Raw genomic sequence first — 17,869 nt, forward strand, 5'->3', positions numbered from 1 at the left:
TCGGGGGTGCCGGGGCCGGGCACCGCGGCGGCCGGCTCCGGCGGGGGCGGTTCACCGTCCGCTCCGGCGCCGTGCGGGGCGCCGGCCGCCCTTGGGCTGGGTCCTGGCGGCGCCGGGGCGCGGGGCGGACGGCCGGTCCCCGCCGGGTGCCGGGGCGCGCAGTCCGGCGAGCGAGCCGCCGGGGTCACCGGCGATCCGGGCGAGGAGGTGCTCGTAGGCCCGGGCGAGGCGCTCGGCCGTGGCCGGGGTGTACAGGTCGGTGCTGTACTCCAGGTAGCCGGCCAGTCCCGCGCCGGTCTCCTGGACCACCAGGCTCAGGTCGTACCGGGACGTGCCGGCGTCGGTGCGCAGCCGGGTCACCGCCGGGGCGCCGGCGTCGTCGTCGGACGGCACGTCCCAGGTCGGCAGCAGGTTGAACGTGGCCTGGAACAGCGGGGACCGGGCCGGATCCCGGTGCGGCACCAGGGCGGCGGCGAGGTCCGCGCAGGGCACGTCCTTGTGGGCGTGGGCCTCGCCGGTGGCGTCCTTGGCCTGGGCCAGCAGCTCGGTGAAGGCGCGCCCCGGGTCGGCGTCGAGACGCATCGGCAGCATGTTGACGAAGTAGCCGACCACGCCCTCCAGTTCGGCTTCGGGCCGGTTGGCGACCGGGGTGCCGATGACCAGGTCGGGGTCGTCGCTCTCACCGCCGAGCAGGGCGGCGAACGCCGCCAGCAGCGTCATGTAGAGGGTGGCGCCGTGGTCCTGGCCGAGCCGCCTCAGGCGGGCGGCCACGTCGCCGGGGGCGCTCAGCTCGACCTGGGCGCCCTGGTACGTCTTGACCGGGCACCGCTCGTAGTCGGTGCGGGTCGACGGGGACACGGGGGCGCCGTCGAGCCGGCGCCGCCAGTGGTCCCGCTGGCGGTCGAGCTCCTCGGCGGTGACGGCCGCGGTCTGCCGGCGCGCGAAGTCGGCGTAGGTCGTCGGCAGCGGCGCGAGCGCCGGCTCCTCGTCCCGCGCGAACGCCCGGTACAGGGCCTGCTGCTCGGTCAGGACGATGTTCACCGACCAGCCGTCGAAGACGCCCCACGGGCGGGTCAGTACGGCGACGTGCCGGTCGTCGGCGAGCGTGAGCAGGTGGGAGCGCAGCGCGTACGGCCCCTCGGGGTCGAAGGGCCGGGCCCGTTCGGCGCGCAGCCAGGCGGCGAGGCCCGCCTCGTCGCACGGTGCGGGCGCGACCGTCACCGCGAAGCCGGCGGCGTCGTGCACGCGCTGGCTGAGGCCGCCGCCGGGGTGGCGGTGGTAACCGGTGCGCAGCACGGGGTGCCGCTCCACGAGGGCGCGCACGCTGCGGACGAAGGCGTCCCGGTCGAGCGGCCCGTCGAGCCGGAAGGCGAGCTGCACGTTGTCGTGCGCGGCGGCGAGGTGCCCGGGCCGGTCGCGGAACCACAGGTCCCGCTGCTGCAGGGACAGCGGCGCGGTGTCCTCGACCGGCACGCCGGCCGGTACCGCGCTCCCCGGGCCGCCCGGCGCCGGGACGACGCCGCCGGCGGCGGCAGCGGCGGCAGCAGCGGCCTCCGCCGCGTCCTCCCGCGGGGCGGGGACGGTGCCGTCGGCCGGCACGAGGGGCGAACCGGCGTCCGCCGGGGCTCCCCGCCCGTCGGGCGAGTCGCCGCGCGGTCCCGGCGCCGGGGCGGTGTCCGGGGCCGGTGCCGCGGCCGAACCGGCTCGTGCCCCGGCCGGCCGGCCGGCGTCGAGCAGGTCGTCCACCGCGGCGGCCATCTCGGCCATGCCGGAGGCGGTGAACACCACCTGGAGCGGAAGGTCCGCGCCCATCTCCTTCTTCACCCGCAGCGAGAGCCGGGTGGCCAGCAGGGAGTGCCCGCCGAGGTCGAAGAAGCTGTCGCCGAGGCCGACGCGGGCGACCCCCAGCACCTCCGACACGATGCGGCACAGCTCGCGCTGGGTGGGCGTGTGCGGGGCGACGTACTCCTCGCGGGCCAGGTCGGCCTCGGTCGGCTCGGGCAGGGCGCCGCGGTCGACCTTGCCGTTGCGGTTGACCGGCAGGTCGTCGAGGACGACGAAGGCGGTGGGCACCATGTAGTCGGGCAGCCGCGCGGCCAGGTGCTCCTTGAGCCGCCGGGCGAGCGGTACGTCCGGTGCGGCGTCCTCGCGCGGGTGCCGCACCGGGCCGACGTAGGCGACGAGGGAGCGGGCGGCGCCGCTGCCACGCGGCAGGACGACGGCCCGGTGCACGGCGGGGTGCCCGTGCAGGGCGTTCTCGATCTCGCCCGGCTCGACCCGGAAGCCGCGGATCTTGACCTGGTCGTCGACCCGGCCGAGGTGCTCGATCAGCCCGTCGGAACGCCACCGCACCAGGTCGCCGGTGCGGTACATGCGGGTGCCGGGGGTGAACGGGTTGGCGACGAACCGCTCCGCGGTCAGCCCCGCACGGCCGAGGAAGCCACGGGCGAGCTGGTCGCCGGCGATGTACAGCTCTCCGGCGACGCCGGCCGGCAGCGGCCGCAGCGCGCCGTCGAGGACGTAGGCCTGCGTGTTGTACACGGGCGCGCCGATGGGCACGCGGGTGGCGCCGGCCTCGGGGGTGTACGGGTCGTACAGGCCCAGGGCGCCGCCCACCTCGGTGGGGCCGCACAGGTTGAACAGCAGGGTGCCGGGCAGGGCGCGCGCCACCCGCTCGGCCAGTTCCACGGAGAGCGGCTCGCCGGTGGCCTCCAGCCGGACCAGCCCGGTGCACTCTGCGGCGGCGGGCTCGGAGAGGAACTCGGCGAGCATGGAGGGTACGAAGTCGATGTCGGTGATGCCGTGTTCCCGTACGGCCGAGGCCAGGTACTCGGGGTCCTTCTGGCCGCCGGGGCGGGCGATCACGATCGTCGCGCCGACCTGGAGCGGCCAGAACAGCTCCTTGACGGAGACGTCGAAGCCGATGGAGGTCTTGAACAGGATCCGGTCGCCCGCTCCGCCCCGGTAGACGCCCTGGTCCCAGGCCAGCCAGTTCATGCTCGCGCGGTGGGTGACGACGACACCCTTGGGCCGGCCGGTGGTGCCGGAGGTGTACAGCACGTAGGCGGGGTGGTCCGGGCGGACCTCTGCGCCGGGGTCGGTGTCCGCCGTGCCGGAGGTGTCGGGCAGTTCGTCGAGGACGAGCAGCGGGCGGGCGTCGCAGACCATCGTCTCGCGGCGCTCGTCGGGCAGGTCGGGGTCGAGCGGCAGGTAGGCGGCGCCGGACTTGAGGATGCCGTAGATCGCGACGAGCAGGTCGACGGAGCGTGCCATGCCGACGCCGACGATCCGCTCGGGGCCGGCGCCCCGCTCGATCAGCCAGTGCGCGAGCCGGTTGGCGCGGGCGTCGAACTCCGCGTACGTCAGGGCCTGGTCCTCGTGCACGAGCGCCGTCGCGTCGGGCGTGCGGGCGGCCTGGGCGGCGAAGGCCGCGGTGAGGGTGGGCGCCGGCATCGGGGTGCCGGTGTCGTTCCACTCGGTCAGCAGGCGCCGCCGCTCGGCGCCGGGCAGCACGTCGAGGTCGAGGGCGCGGGTGCCGGTGCCGTCGTCGGCGGCGAGGGCCTCGGTCAGGCCGGTGAGGGCGGTGACGAGGTAGCCGGCGACCGCGTCGGCGGACAGCGAGTCGTCGACCTGGAGGTCGAGGGAGAGTTCGGTGCCGAAGTCGTCGACGGACACCGACACCGGGTAGTTGATCCCGTCGGCGGCGGCGACGAACCGCACGCCGGCGTCGTCGATGCGCGGGACCTCGGCCGCGCCGTGCCCGGGTTCGAAGTGCCGGAAGTTGGCGACGGCGCTGAACAGCGGGGCGTCGCCGTCCATGCCGCTGCACCGCTGGGCCAGGCCCAGCGGGGTGTGCTCCCGGGCGACCAGGCCGCGCAGCGCGACGTCGACGTCGTCGACCAGTTCGCGGACGGTGCGGCCGGCCAGCCGGACCCGCAGCGGGAGGGTGTTGATGAAGTTGCCCAGCATCCGCTCCACGCCGGGCACGCCCTGGAGCCGTCCGGACATCACCGAGCCGAAGACGACGTCGTCGCGGTTGCTGCACGCGGCCACGACCCGCGCCCAGGCGGCGTGGAACAGGCAGGCGGGGCTGAGCCGCAGCCGCCTGGCCTGGGCGCGCAGCTCGCCGGTGAGTTCCGCGGGCAGCGCCCGGCGCAGTTGCGTGACCCGGCGGGCGTCGCCGTGCACGTCCGCCAGGCCGAAGGGGAACGTCGGTTCGGTGACGTCGCCGAGGGCGAGGCGGAAGTGCTCCTCCGCCTCGTCCCCGGCCTGCCGGCTCAGGGTGTGGGCGACGAAGTCGCGGTACGGCGGCGCGGACGGCAGCAGGTCGGTGCGGCCGGCCATGTGCAGGGCCAGCTCCCCGAGGGTGAGGCGCAGCGAGGTGGCGTCCTCGATGAGGTGATGGGCGGTCAGCAGCAGGTACCGGCGCTCGGAGTCCGGGTCCTCGGCGACCGTCAGTCGCAGCAGCGGCGCGCCGTCGAGACTCATCCGCTCGGGGGCGGCGAGCAGGGCGCGGGCCTGTCGCTCGGCGTCCCCGCCGGGTCGGAGGCGGACCCGGGTCAGCGGCAGCCGGGCCGTGCGGTGCACGATCTGCACCGGCTCGGGCAGTCCGGTGGTGAGGACGGCGGTGCGCATCACGTCGTGGCGGTCCACCACCGCCTGGAGGGCCGCGGTGAACCGGGCGCACGCCGCTTCGTCGTCGGCCGCGTAGAGGGTGGAGACGAGGTAGGGGTCGTGGTCCGGGTCCATCAGGTGGTGGAAGAGGATGCCCTCCTGCGTCGACAGCAGCGGGTAGACGTCCTGCACGTTGGGCGCGCCGCCGGGCACGGCCGCGGTGATCGCGTCGAGCTGGTCCTGGGTGAGGTCGATCAGGGGCAGCAGTTCCGGGGTGAGCCGGGTGCAGCCGTCCGGGATCAGGTTGGGCGGGGCGCTGTAGCCGTCCGCCTCGGGGGCGTCGTCGATCCGGGCGGCGAGGGCCGCGAGGCCGGGCTCGGCGAACACGTCCTGCACGGCCACGTGCAGGCCGTGCTCCTTGAGCCGGGCCACCAGCACGGTGATCATCAGGGAGTGGCCGCCGAGGGCGAAGAAGTTGTCCTCGGCGCTGATCCGTTCGGCGTCGAACCCGGTCAGCTCGGCCCATGTCCGGGCGAGCAGCCGTTCGGTGCGGGTGCCGGGGGCGACGTAGGCGCGCTGGGCGAAGGCGTCGATGCCGGGGGCGGGCAGGGCCGCCCGGTCGAGCTTGCCGTGGGCCGTGACGGGCAGGGTGTCCAGGACGACGAAGGCGCTGGGCACCATGTAGTCGGGCAGGGTGCCCGCCAGGTGCCGGGTCAGCTCGGCACGGTGGTCGTCGCACGGGTGACCGGGGTCCAGCACGGTGTAGGCGGTGAGACGGGGGCTGCCCGGCTGGTCCTCGCGGACGAGGACGGCGCAGGCCCGCACGGCCGGGTGCTCGGCGAGGCGGTGCTCGATCTCGCCCGGCTCGATGCGGAAGCCGCGCAGTTTGACCTGGCCGTCGGCGCGGCCGAGGAACTCCAGGGTGCCGTCGGGCAGCCACCGTGCCAGGTCGCCGGTGCGGTACATGCGCGAACCGGGCGCGCCGAACGGGTCGGGCACGAACCGTTCCCGGGTCAGCTCGGGCTGGTGGAGATAGCCGCGGGCGAGTCCGGCGCCGGCGATGTACAGCTCGCCGGCGCAGCCGATGCCCTGGGGTGCGCGGGCCTCGTTCAGGACGTACAGCCGGATGTTCTGGATGGGCCGGCCGATGGGCACCGTGCGCGGGGCGGGCCCGGCGGGGCAGGTCCAGTGGCTGACGTCGACGGCGGCCTCGGTGGGGCCGTAGAGGTTGTGCAGGGGCGCCGGGTGCCGCTCGTGGTGGCGGGCGCACAGGTCGGGGGGAAGGGCCTCGCCGCTGCAGAAGACCCGGCGGACGGTGGTGCACTCGCTCCAGCCCGGCTCCTCGACGATCGTGCGCAGCATGGAGGGCACGAAGTGCAGGGTGGTCACGCCGAACCGGCGGACGGCGGAGACCAGGTAGGCGGGGTCGCGGTGGCCGCCGGGCTCGGCGACGGCGAGCCGGGCGCCGAAGAGCAGCGGCCAGAAGAACTCCCACACCGACACGTCGAAGCTGTAGGGGGTCTTCTGCAGGACGACGTCGTCCGCGCCGAGGCGGTACTCGTTCTGCATCCACTCGATGCGGTTGACCGCCGCCCGGTGCTCGATCATGACGCCCTTGGGGCGGCCGGTGGAGCCGGAGGTGTGGATGACGTAGGCGAGGTGCTCGCCGGTCAGGCCGATCTCGGCGGCGGGCAGGTCGTCCTCGCGGCCGCCACCGGCGTCCTGCCCGGTGCGGTCGCGCAGGGTGCCGTCGCGGTGCAGGCCGAGCAGGTGGGCGGCGCCGCGCAGGGGTTCGGTGTCCAGGTCCGGCTGGGTGAGGACCACCTGGAGGCCGGTGGACTCGACGAGGGCGGCACGCCGGGCGTCGGGGTGGGTCGGCTCGATGGGCAGGTAGGCGCCGCCGGCCTTCAGGGTGCCGAGGATGCCGGCGACCATCTCGGCGGAGCGGTGCGCGTGCAGGCCGACGAGGGTGTCCGGTCCGACGCCGTGCCCGCGCAGGCCGTGTGCGACGCGGTTGGCCCAGGCGTTGAGTTCGCCGTACGTCCAGGAGCGGTCCGCGTCGACGAGCGCGGTGCGCTCCGGGTGGCGGCCCACCGCGTCCTCGAACAGCTCGTGCAGACAGCGGTCCGCGGAGAACGGCCGCTCGGTGTCGTTCCACACCTCGACCACCTGGCGGCGCTCCTCCGCGTCCACCATGTCCAGCCCGGACAGGGGCCGGGACGGGTCGTCCGCGACGGCCTCCAGCAGCCGCGTGTAGTGGCCGACGAAGCGCCGGACGGTCTCCCGGTCGTACAGGTCGGTGTTGTACTCGACGGTGCCGACGAGCCCGTCCGGGGTCTCCCGCAGGTCGACGGTGAGGTCGAACTTGGTGAAGCTCAGCTCGACGTCGACCGGGCTCACGTCGAGGTCGCCGAGGGTCGCGGTGCGCCCGGTCTGCGCCTCCTGGAGGACGAACAGGGTCTGGAAGACGGGCGCGTGGGCGAGGCTGCGCTCGGTGTCGAGCGCGTCCACCACGGCCTCGAAGGGCACGTCCTGGTGGTCGTAGGCCTCCAGCGCGGTCCTCCTGACGCGCGCGAGGAGTTCCGGGAAGGCGGGGTCGCCGGACAGGTCGGTGCGCATCACCAGGGTGTTGGCGAAGAAGCCGACCAGGTCCTCCGCCTCGCGCCGGTTGCGGCCGGCGACCACGGTGCCGACAGCGACGTCGCTCTGGTGCGTGTAGCGGCTGAGGACGACGTCGTAGGCCGCCAGCAGGGTCATGTAGAGGGTGGCGTCGTGGCACTTGGCCACCTCGCGCAGCGCGCCGAGCAGTTCGGCCGGGCAGCGGAAGGTCTCACTGGCACCCGCGTACGTCTTCACCCGGGGACGTTCCCGGTCGGTGGGCAGGGTGAGCCGGGGATCGACGCCCGCCAACTGGCGCTTCCAGTAACCGACCTGGCGGTCCTGCACCTCGTCGGCGAGCCACTGCCGCTGCCAGTGCGCCCAGTCGGCGTACTGGACGGGCAGGGGTTCGAGCGGTGCGGGCCGGCCCGCTCCGAACGCCTCGTAGCAGGTCACCAGATCACGGAAGAACACCCCGACCGACCAGCCGTCGCAGACGCTGTGGTGGGTGGTGACGAGCAGGTGGTGCTCCTGTTCGGACCGCCGCAGCAGCCGGGCCCTGATGAGCGGCCCGCGGGCCAGGTCGAACGGGGCGGCGGCCTCCTCCCGGCAGATCCCGGGCAGGTGCGCCGGGTCGGTGAGTTCCTCCTGTGTGACGGTGAAGTCGGAGCCGTCGCCGACGATCTGCCCCGGCACGCCCTCGTGCTCGGCGAACCGGGTGCGCAGCACCTCGTGCCGCTGGACGACCGCGGCCAGGGCCCGCAGCAGCGCGGGACGGTCGAGGCGGCCGCTGAGCCGCATCGCCACCGGGATGTTGTAGGCGGCGCCGGTGCCGCCCAGCTTCTCCAGGAACCACAGGCGTTGCTGGGTGAACGACAGCGGCAGCGGCTCGCCGGGGTCACGCGGCAGGCGTGGCACGGAGCGCAGCGCGGACAGGTCGACGCCCTGCTTGCGCAGCAGCGCGATCACGGCGCGCTGCCGCTTGGCGGGCAGGGAGCGGATCCTCCGGACGAGGTCCAGTCCGCTGTCCTGACTGGTGGTGTCCATCGTCATCCTCTGCCTCAGCTCTCGATGTCCAGGGCGTCCAGCTCCTCGTCGCTCATGTGCTCGACGAGGGCGATGCTTTCGAGGATCAGGTCCACGTCGAGCGTGCCCGTGTCCGTCGTGCCGGCGGCGCGCCGCCCGAGCTCCAGGGCCATGTCGGCGAGCCGGGGCGCGCCGAAGACCGCTTCCACCGGCAGCTCCACCCCGGCCCGTTCGGTCAGCCGGTTGATGAGGCGGGTGGCGAGCAGTGAGTTGCCGCCGAGGGCGAAGAAGTCGCTGCGGCCGTCCAGCCGCTCCGGGGCGATGCCCAGGACGTCGGCCCAGGCGAGCGTCATCGTGCGCAGGGACTCGGCGGGGGTGCCGGGCTCGGTGGGCGTGTCCGGTGCGGGCGCCTCGGGTGCGGTCCGCCGGGTGGTGGCGGGCTGCTCGGGGGCGCTGCCGACCCAGTAGCGGCCCGTCTCGAAGGCCGTCGGCGGCAGCGGTGCCATGGGGCGGGGCCCGTCGTGCAGACCCGCCCAGGGCACCCGGACGCCGCGCACCCAGAGTTCGGCGAGCTGGTCCAGGGCGCGGTCCTGGACCAGCCCGTCCAGGAACGCCTCGCCCCGGGTGCCGGTCAGGACCGCGGCGAGCGGTCCGGCGTCCTCCTCGGCGTTGCCGCGGTGCACACTCGCCCCGGCCGCTCGCGTGGCCGGACCCTCGGCGAGTTCGGCGGCGAGCGCGTCGCGGAGCTGCCCGCGGTCGGCGGCGACCACGGCGATCCGCTCGGCCTGGGGTTCCCGGCCGAGCTGCGAGGTGTGGGCGAGGTCGGCGAGGCTCGGCGTGGCGTCGCTGTCGCTGTCGCTGTCGCTGTCGCTGTCGAGGAAGGCGTGCAGGCGGCCCACGGCCGTGCGCAGCAGCTCGGGGGTGCGGGCGGAGACCAGGACGACCTGCGGCGCCGGGTCCTCCGCCACCGTGCGGACGGGAGCGGGGGGAGCCTCGACGACGATGCTGACGTGACTGCCGCCGGCGGCGACGGAGTTGATGAGGGCGCGGCGGGGCACCTCGCCGCGCGGCTCCCAGCCGGCCGGCTCGTCGGCCAGCCGGAGCGCCGAACCCTCCAGGTCCAGACGGGGGTTGGGGGTGCCGGTGGCGACGAGCGGCGCGATCAGGCCGTGCCGCAACTGCAGGACGACCTTGGTGAGCTGGGCGATGCCGGAGGCGGCCTCGGGGTGCCCGAGGTTCGACTTCACGGTGCCCACCGGCACCGGTTCGCCGACGCCGGCGAACACCTCGCGCAGCGCGCGCACCTCGACCTCGTCGGAGAAGGCGGTGCCGTTGGCGGCGGCCTCGACGCAGCCGATGTCGGCGGGCGCGGTGCCGGCCCGTTCCAGGGCCCGTCGCATGGTGGCGACCTGGGTGCGGTGGCTGGGTGTCATGAAGCCGTTGGAGCGGCCGGCGTGCAGGGAGGCGGTGCTCCGGATGACGGCGTGCACGGTGTCGCCGTCGCGCAGGGCGGCGTCCAGCGGCTTGAGCAGGACCGCGCCGACCGCCTCGGCGGGCAGGTAGCCGTCGCCGTCGCGGAAGCTGCGCGCGCCGGCATGCGTGCCGAGCAGCCCCATCTCGCCGAGGGCCAGGTACTTGTCGGGGTGGACGTTGAGGTTGACGCCGCCGGCGACGGCCAGCTCGCACTCGCCGCGCAGCAGGTCGGCGCAGGCGAGGTGCACGGCCATCGCGGAGGAGGTGCACATGCTGTCCACGGCCAGGCTCGGGCCCTCGAGGCCGAAGAAGTGCGAGACGCGGTTGGCGATGAGGTTGTACGAGGCGGAGGCGGTCAGCGCCGCCAGGGCCGGGTCGGCCGCCTCGTCCGCCCGGTACATCTGGTACGCGGCTCCGACGTAGACGCCCACCCGCCGGTCGTGGCGCCGTTCGACGACCTCCTGGGTGAGGCCGCCCTGCTCCAGCAGGTGCCACACCGTCTCCAGGAACAGCCGCTGCTGCGGGTCCATGGCGGCGGCCTCGCTCGGCGCGATGCCGAAGTGCAGCGGGTCGAAGCGGTCGACGCCGTCGAGGAACGCGCCCCACTCGGGCCGGCCACCGCTGTCCCAGCGGTCCCCCGGCACCCCGGTGACGCAGTCCCGGCCGTCGCGCAGCGCCGCCCAGAACTGCTCCAGGTCGTCGGCGTGCGGATAGCGGCCGCTGATCCCGATGATCGCGATGCCGTCCGTGCCCCGCTCGCTCTCGCGGCGGGCCGGTGCGGGCGCCTGCGGGAGCCGCGGCGCGGCGGGAGCGGCGGGGGCCGCCGCGGCGGGAGCGGCGGCGGGAGCGGGCTCGCCGACCAGGGTGCGCAGGGCCTCGGGGTGGCCGGCGGCGAGGTGCCGGGCGAGGCCGCGCACGGTCCGCACCTCGAACAGCAGCGTCCGCGACAGCGGGCCGAAGGTCTCCTCCAGCGGCTGGAGCATGGTCACGGCGAGCACGGAGTCCATGCCGTACCGCTCCAGCGGTGTGTCGGGGTCCAGCCGTTCGGGCCCCAGCTTCAGCGCCGCCGCGAGGACCCGCCGCAGGTGGGCGACGGCCCGCTCCTCGACGGCCGGCACGGCGGTGACGGTGCCGGTGGCGGCCTCGATGTCGGCGCCGCGGTCGGCGGCGGACGTCGCCGGGGCCGGCGGGGCCAGGGCCGGGGCCGGGGCCGGGGCCGGGGCCGGGGCCGGCGGGGCACCCTGCGTCAGCTTCGACAGCAGGGCCGCGCGGTCGCCCGCGACGACCAGCAGCCCGCCGTCCTCGCGTACGTCCTCGTCGGCCAGGGCGTGGCGCAGTGCGGCGAGTCCGCGCGGGGTGTCGAGCGGGGCGAGTCCGGCGGCGCGCAGTTGCTCCCGGACGGCGGGGTCGGCTCCCATGCCGCCCTCGTCCCACAGCGGCCATCCGACGGACACGGTGCGGCCGTTGCGCCGGCCCGCGAGGACGAGCCGGTCGCGGTGGGCGGCGTAGGCGTCCATGAAGGCGTTGGCGGCGGCGTAGTCGGCCTGTCCCGGGTTGCCGAAGGCACCGGCGATCGAGGAGAAGCAGACGAACAGCTCCAGCGGCTGCGCGCGGGTCAGCTCGTCGAGGTGGACCAGCCCGGCCACCTTGGGGGCCAGGACCCGCTGCAGTTCCTCGGCGCTCTTGCGGACGAGGAAGTTGTCGTGGACGACCCCGGCGCAGTGCAGCACACCGGTCAACGGCCCGTGCTCCGCGGCGACACGGGTCAGCAGCGCGGCGAGGGCGTCACGGTCGGCGACGTCGGCGCGCCGGTGGTCGACGGTCAGACCGGCTGCGCGCAGGTCGTCCAGCTCGGCGCGCTGGGCGTCGGTCAGCGGGGAGCGCCCGGTGAGGACGACGGTGGCCGTGCCGACGGAGGCGGCGATGTCCCGGGCCACGATGAGGCCCAGTCCGCCGACTCCGCCGGTCACGAGGTAGACGCCGCCCTCGCGCCAGGGCGTGGGCGCCGGCCGCGGCGGTGCCTCGACGGGGCGGCGGACCAGGCGGCGGCCGCCCCGGTGGCGTACCTCCGGCTCGGGGCCGCCGGCCGCCTCGGCGGCCAGCCGGGCGGCGACGGTGACGGGCGAAGCGCCGTCCAGGCACTCCACGTACTGGGTGCGAAGGTGCGCGTTCTCCAGGTGGGCGGTGCGCAGCAGACCGGTCAGACCGCCGAGGCAGGCGGCCTCGTCGTCCCCGGCCATGCCCACGGCGGCGACCTGCAACAGGGTGGGCCGGCGGACACCGCGCGACAGCAGGTCGCGGGTCAGGGCGAACACCTGGCCCACCGCTTCGGTGTACCGCTGGTCCACGGGGCCGTCGGCCGGTTCGACGACGGTGCAGTGCGTGCCGGTGGGCAGCGCGGCGACCAGGGCGTCCCGGTCGGCGGCGCTGATCCGGCCGACGAGGACGACGTGCCGTTCGGCGAACGCCTCGCCGGGCGCGGCGGTCCCGGGGGCCGGCTGGTCGGTCCAGCGGGGCCGCAGCAGCACGAGCCCGCCGTCGTCCCCTCCGGCGGGGCGCCGGGGCGCGCCCTCGGTGTCGATGTCGAACCAGCAGCGCTCACGGGCGAAGGGGTAGCCGGGCAGGCTGATCCGGCGCACGGGGGCGTCGGTGCGCCGGGCGTGCTCCCACGGCACGTCGCCGCCCTCGGCCCAGAGCGTCAGCAGGCCTTCGTGCCGGCCCTGTTCGCGCCAGGCGGTCACGGCGGCACCGGCGGCGTCGCCGTTCGCCGGGCGGTCGGGGCGCACGGTGCCACGCGTCCAGGGTCCGGGCGCGGACGGGTCGGCGGCGAAGGCGGTGAGCCGGTCGCGGGCCTCGGTGAGGGAACCCACGGCGAGCGCGAGGCGCTCCTCCAGGGCCATACGACCGGTCTGCAGGGTCCAGGCCACCGCCGGGAGGTCGGCGTCGGACAGCTCGCCCAGCCGGACGTGCAGGCGGCGGGCCTGCTCGACGAGCCGGTCCTCGCTCCGCGCGGACAGCACGAGCAGGAACGGCCCGGCAGCGGCCGTCCGCGGGCGCGCCGGCGCCGGGTACTCCTCGATGACGACGTGGGCGTTGGAGCCGCCGCCGCCGAAGCTGGAGACGCCCGCCAGCCGGGGAAGCGCACGCCGCTCGCCGTCGCGGTCCACGACGGGCCGCCGCCAGGGCTCCAGGGTCCGCTGGACGCGCAGCGGAGTACGGTCGAAGTCGATGTGCGGGTTCAACGTCGCGGCGTGCAGGCTCGGCGCGAGCTCACCGTGCCGCATCTGCAGCAGCACCTTGGTGACACCGGCGATACCCGCCGCGCTCTCGCAGTGCCCGATGTTGGACTTCACCGATCCGATCGCGAGCCGCTCCGGAGCACCGCCCGCCCGGCGGAAGGCCCGCTGCAGACCGGCCACCTCGATCGGATCGCCCAGGGACGTACCCGTGCCGTGCGCCTCCAGGTAGCTCAGCTCGCCCGGATCGACACCCGCGGCGGTGAGCGCCTCGGCGATCACCTCACCCTGCGCCACCGGAGTCGGTACCGAGTAACCCGAGGTGCGTCCGCCGTGGTTGACGGCGGTGGCCCTGATGACACCGTGGATCTGGTCGCCGTCGGCGACGGCCCGCGCCAGCGGCTTCAGCAGCACCGCCCCGACGCCCTCACCGGGCACGTAGCCGTCGCCACCCGCACCGAAACTGCGGCACCGGCCGTCACTGGAGAGGAAGTCACGCCGCCCCAGCACCAGGTACTTGTTGGGATGCGGAGTGAGGTTGACACCGCCCGCCAGCGCGCTGTCGCACTGACCGCTGCGAATCGCCTCGCACGCCAGGTGGATCGAGGTCAGCGACGACGAGCACATCGTGTCCACCGCCAGACTCGGCCCACGGAAGTCGTAGAAGTACGACACCCGGTTGGCGACCGTGGAGGCGCTTCCCCACAACGCGTCGGACGCGCCCCGCTCCTGCGCCTGCGCCCCCAGGAGCTGGTACTCCTGGTACATCACCCCCACGTACACGCCCACCCGGCCGTCCCGGGACAGACGCTCGGCGGTGTAGCCGGCGTCCTCCAGCGTGTGCTGGGCGCACTGCAGGAACAACCGCTCCTGCGGATCGAGATGATCCGCCTCCAGCAGCGATATCTGGAAGAACAACGGGTCGAACCGGTCGATGTCGTCCAGGAAGCCGCCCCAGGAGCCGGCCCCGGCCGCCGCGTACCGCTGCCGGTCCCAACGCTCGGCCGGGACCTCACGCACACAGTCCCGGCCCGAACGCAGGTTCTGCCAGAACTCGTCGAGATCGGCGGCCTGCGGGTATCGGCCGCCGACCCCGATGACCGCGATGTCGCCGTCGCGCACCGGTCCCGCCACCGGGCCGGTCACCGCCCCGCCGTCCACCACGTGCCCGGCCGCCGGGCCCGGCAGCAGACGGGTCGACAGGCCGGACAGCTCCACGCACACCCCGCCGTCCCCGTCCAGCACGGTGACGTCGAGCCGGACCGTGCCGTCCCCGGTACCCGAACCGGGCCGGTGCCGGATCCACGCGTACCCGACGGAACCGGTGGCGGCCACCGGTTCGGCACGGTCCAGCGCGAACGGCAGCGCCAGCCCGGCCGTCCGGCCGCCCGTCCCCTGCCCCAGCCACAGGCCGATCGTCGCCTGCAGAGCGCCGTCCACCATGCTCGGGTGCATCAACGCACCGGCTCCCAGCGACTCGGCCTCGGCCGGCAACCGCAACTCGGCCAGCACCTGGGGGCGCCCCTCGGCATCGGTACCGACGAACACACCGGCCACCGACCGCTGAGAGGGGCCGTAGACCATCCCCATGCCGTCGAAGAGACCGTAGACGTCCTCACCGGTGTGCACGGCCTCGCCGCAGGCCGCGCGCAGGTCGTCGAGGAGCGGCGGCCCGCCGGTGGTGTCCGGGCCGACCACGGCGGCGCGGCCCTGGCCGCAGAGCGTGCTCCCGCCGTCGCCGCCGACGCTCTCGATCTCGTAGGCGCAGCCGCCCGCCGCGGCGGCCCGTACACGCACCCGCAGGACGAGGCCGTCGGGACCGCAGACGGCGGGCCGCAGCCACACCACGTCGGTCAGCCGGACGGTGGCGGCGTCGTCCTGTCCCAGCGCCCGGGCCACCGCGACCCGAGCCATCTCCAGGTGGGCGACACCGGGCAGGATGAGGTCCCCGTGCACCCGATGGTCCCGCAGGAACGGTTCGTTGCCGGTGAAGCGGGTCTCGAACGTCGTCAGGTCCCCCTCGGCCTCGCCGACGGTCCGGTGGAGGAGCGCGTGCGGCACCGGTCCCGCCATGGCCGCGCCCGGGGCGCGGTGGCCGGGCGTCAGGTGCGCCGCGAGGGAGTTCAGGGTGCGGTGCTCGCGGAGGGCCGCCGGGTCGAGCGTGATCCCCAGGCGGGCGCCGACACGGTCGGCCAGGCGGGCGAGTGCGGTGACGTCCAGCCCGAACTCGGCCAGCTCGGTGTCGGCGTGCAGATCGGTGGCGTCGACGCCGAGGAGCGCGGCCACCTCGTCGGTGAGGGCGGCCCGCACTCCATCGGGAGTGCCGTGTGCCACGGCGGGGGGCGGCACGGCCGGGGCGGCCGGCAGGTCGTGCACGACGGGCGCTGCCGTTCCCGCCGGGGCGGCGACCGGAGCGGCGGCGGCCGACGTGGGAGAGGCCGGCGCCGGAGAGATCGTCGCGGCGGTGAACGGCATGGGAGTGACCGGTGCGGGAGGCTTCGGCGGAAGAGGAGCCGCCGGGACGGCCGCGGCGGCCGGAACACCCGCGGGAACCTGCGTCCCCAGCCACTCCGCCAGCTCCGCGATCGTCCGGTACTCGAACATCACCGTCGGCGACAACTCCACCGACAGCCGCTCCTCCAACTCCGCCACCAACGACAGCAGATCCGCCGACGCCAACCCCAACTCGTAATAGCCGGAACCCACATCGACCCCGTCGACAGCAACCCCCAGACGAGCCGCCACCGCCCCCCGCACCACATCCACCAGACCACCCGGCGACCCGGCGGCGGCCGGTGCCGCGGGAACCGGGGCGGGCTCCGCCGGGACGGCCGCGGCGGCCGGAACACCCGCGGGAACCTGCGTCCCCAGCCACTCCGCCAGCTCCGCGATCGTCCGGTACTCGAACATCACCGTCGGCGACAACTCCACCGACAGCCGCTCCTCCAACTCCGCCACCAACGACAGCAGATCCGCCGACGCCAACCCCAACTCGTAATAGCCGGAACCCACATCGACCCCGTCGACAGCAACCCCCAGACGAGCCGCCACCGCCCCCCGCACCACATCCACCAGACCACCCGGCGACCCGGCGGCGGCCGGTGCCGCGGGAACCGGGGCGGCCGGCGCGGAGGTGTCACCGCGGACGTCCAGGGCGGCCGCGGCGTGGATCCGCTTGGCGACGAACCGGCCGACCTCGGCCACCTTCGCGCCCTCGGTGTCGTAGAACTCCACGACCAGCCGGATCAGTTCGTCGTCCCGGCGTACGGAGTCGGCGGGAACGCGGACGTAGCAGCGGCCGCCGAGCGGTCCGGCGGCACGGAACCGCTCGAACATCAGCGGCAGGTACAGGCCGGGGCCGTCGTTGTCGCCGTGCAGCATGCCGAGCGCGACGCCACCGCCCAGCAGGCCGGCCTCGAAGAGCGCGGGGTGGAAGAGGAACCCGGCCACGGATCCCTGGTGCTCGGGGGCGAGTTCGAGTTCGGCGACCCAGTCGCCGGTACGGTGGTGGACCACTCCGCGGAGCTTCATCAGTCCCGAGTGGTGCAGGTCGTACTCGCGGCACCAGGTGTAGATCTCGTCGAGCGTGGTGCGCCGGGTGGCGCCCTCGACGGGCAGTGTCAGCCGTTCGTCGAAGGTGACGCGCGGCCGGAGCCGCACGTTCGCGACGGCGTGCAGGACCTCGGCGGTGTCCTCGGGGCGGCGGCTGCGCACCTCGACCCGCCATCCCCCGTTCGCCGCGGGGCGCCCCTCGACCGTGGTCAGCACCCGTTCCCCGGGGCCGGCGACCAGCGGGGCGAGGATGGCGAGATCGCGCAACTCCACTTCCGGCATGGGGTGCCCGTGCCGGGCCAGGACCTGCAGGACCAGATCCACGTAGCCGACGCCGGGCAGCAGGCTGCGGCCGTACACGACGTGGCCGTGCAGCAGCGGGTTGTCGGCGGTGACGGCGAAGGTCTCGGTGAAGGTGGTCGTTTCGATCATCGGTGTCCGTCCAGGAGGAGCGTCAGGCCGGCGGGGCGGCCCGGCGGGGCCCAGCCGTCGCGAGGCAGCCGGAGTTGCACGAGCAGGAATGTCCGAGTGCCGTCTCCGGCGGACCGGGGCGCGGCCGGGGGCGGACCGGGACCCGTGGGCCCCGGTCCCCTCGGGCCTGTCCGGCGGATCGGGCCGCCGGCACGGGGCGTGGTGGTGCACCGTCGCCGGGAGCCGGCCCGATCCGCCGGACAGGCCCCCGCGGCGTCCGTGCCGGTGTGCTCAGCACAGGGCCACGGCGGTCAGCAGCAGCCCGTCACGGCCCAGCCACCGCCCGGTCACCCGGTGGACGGCCCGGCCGGCGGCCGTCGGCGGAGGCACCAGGAAGCGTGCGCCGAACCGGCCCCCGCCGCCGATGTCCACCCGTACCGCGTCGAACCCGATCATGCGCCGGGCGAGTGGGAAGAAGACCTTGTACACGGCCTCCTTGCAGCTGAACAGCAACCGGTCCCAGGAGGTGGCCGGTTGCCGTGCGGCGAGCCGGTCGACCATGGCCCGCTCCTCGGGCAGCCCGATCATCTCCAGGACGCCCTCGGGCAGTGGCTCGTCCCGTTCGGCGTCGATGCCCACGGAGTGCACGCGGCTGGTCCGTGCGACGGCCGCGGCGCGATAGCCGGCGCAGTGCGTCATGCTGCCCACGACTCCGGCCGGCCAGCGTGGTGCGCGCTGTGCGCCGGGAGGCAGGGGGAAGGCCGGGATTCCGAGGTCGCCGAGGGCGGCACGTGCGCAGTGGCGTACCGTGGTGAATTCCCGGCGCCGGGCCGGAACGGCCCCCGCCACGGCTGCTTCCTCTTCACTGAAGAGACGGCCGTCCCGGTCGTCCTCGAATGCTTCCGCGGAGGCCACTTCCGGCGGAAGTATCTCCTCGATCACTTTCTCCCCCAGTTATT

3 protein-coding genes are annotated in these 17,869 nt (G+C 75.0%); all 3 read right to left on the reverse strand.

Annotated features, from left to right (window positions below; genetic code table 11):
- Positions 1–51: 51 nt before the first annotated feature.
- Positions 52–8,259, reverse strand: a complete 8,208-nt coding sequence (locus MXD57_RS00380; RefSeq protein ID WP_250399193.1) for a non-ribosomal peptide synthetase — start codon at positions 8,257–8,259, stop codon at positions 52–54.
- Between the two features lie 14 nt (positions 8,260–8,273).
- Entirely contained in the window at positions 8,274–16,931 is an 8,658-nt protein-coding gene (locus tag MXD57_RS00385) for an SDR family NAD(P)-dependent oxidoreductase (protein ID WP_250399194.1), read from the reverse strand.
- A 270-nt stretch (positions 16,932–17,201) separates the two neighbouring features.
- The gene (locus tag MXD57_RS00390) at positions 17,202–17,852 is read right to left on the reverse strand and encodes a 4'-phosphopantetheinyl transferase family protein (protein ID WP_250399195.1); all 651 of its coding nucleotides are present in this window, start codon (positions 17,850–17,852) and stop codon (positions 17,202–17,204) included.
- Positions 17,853–17,869 lie beyond the last annotated feature (17 nt).

It is taken from the genome of Streptomyces cellostaticus (assembly GCF_023630175.1).
Classification (GTDB): Bacteria; Actinomycetota; Actinomycetes; order Streptomycetales; family Streptomycetaceae; genus Streptomyces; species Streptomyces cellostaticus_A.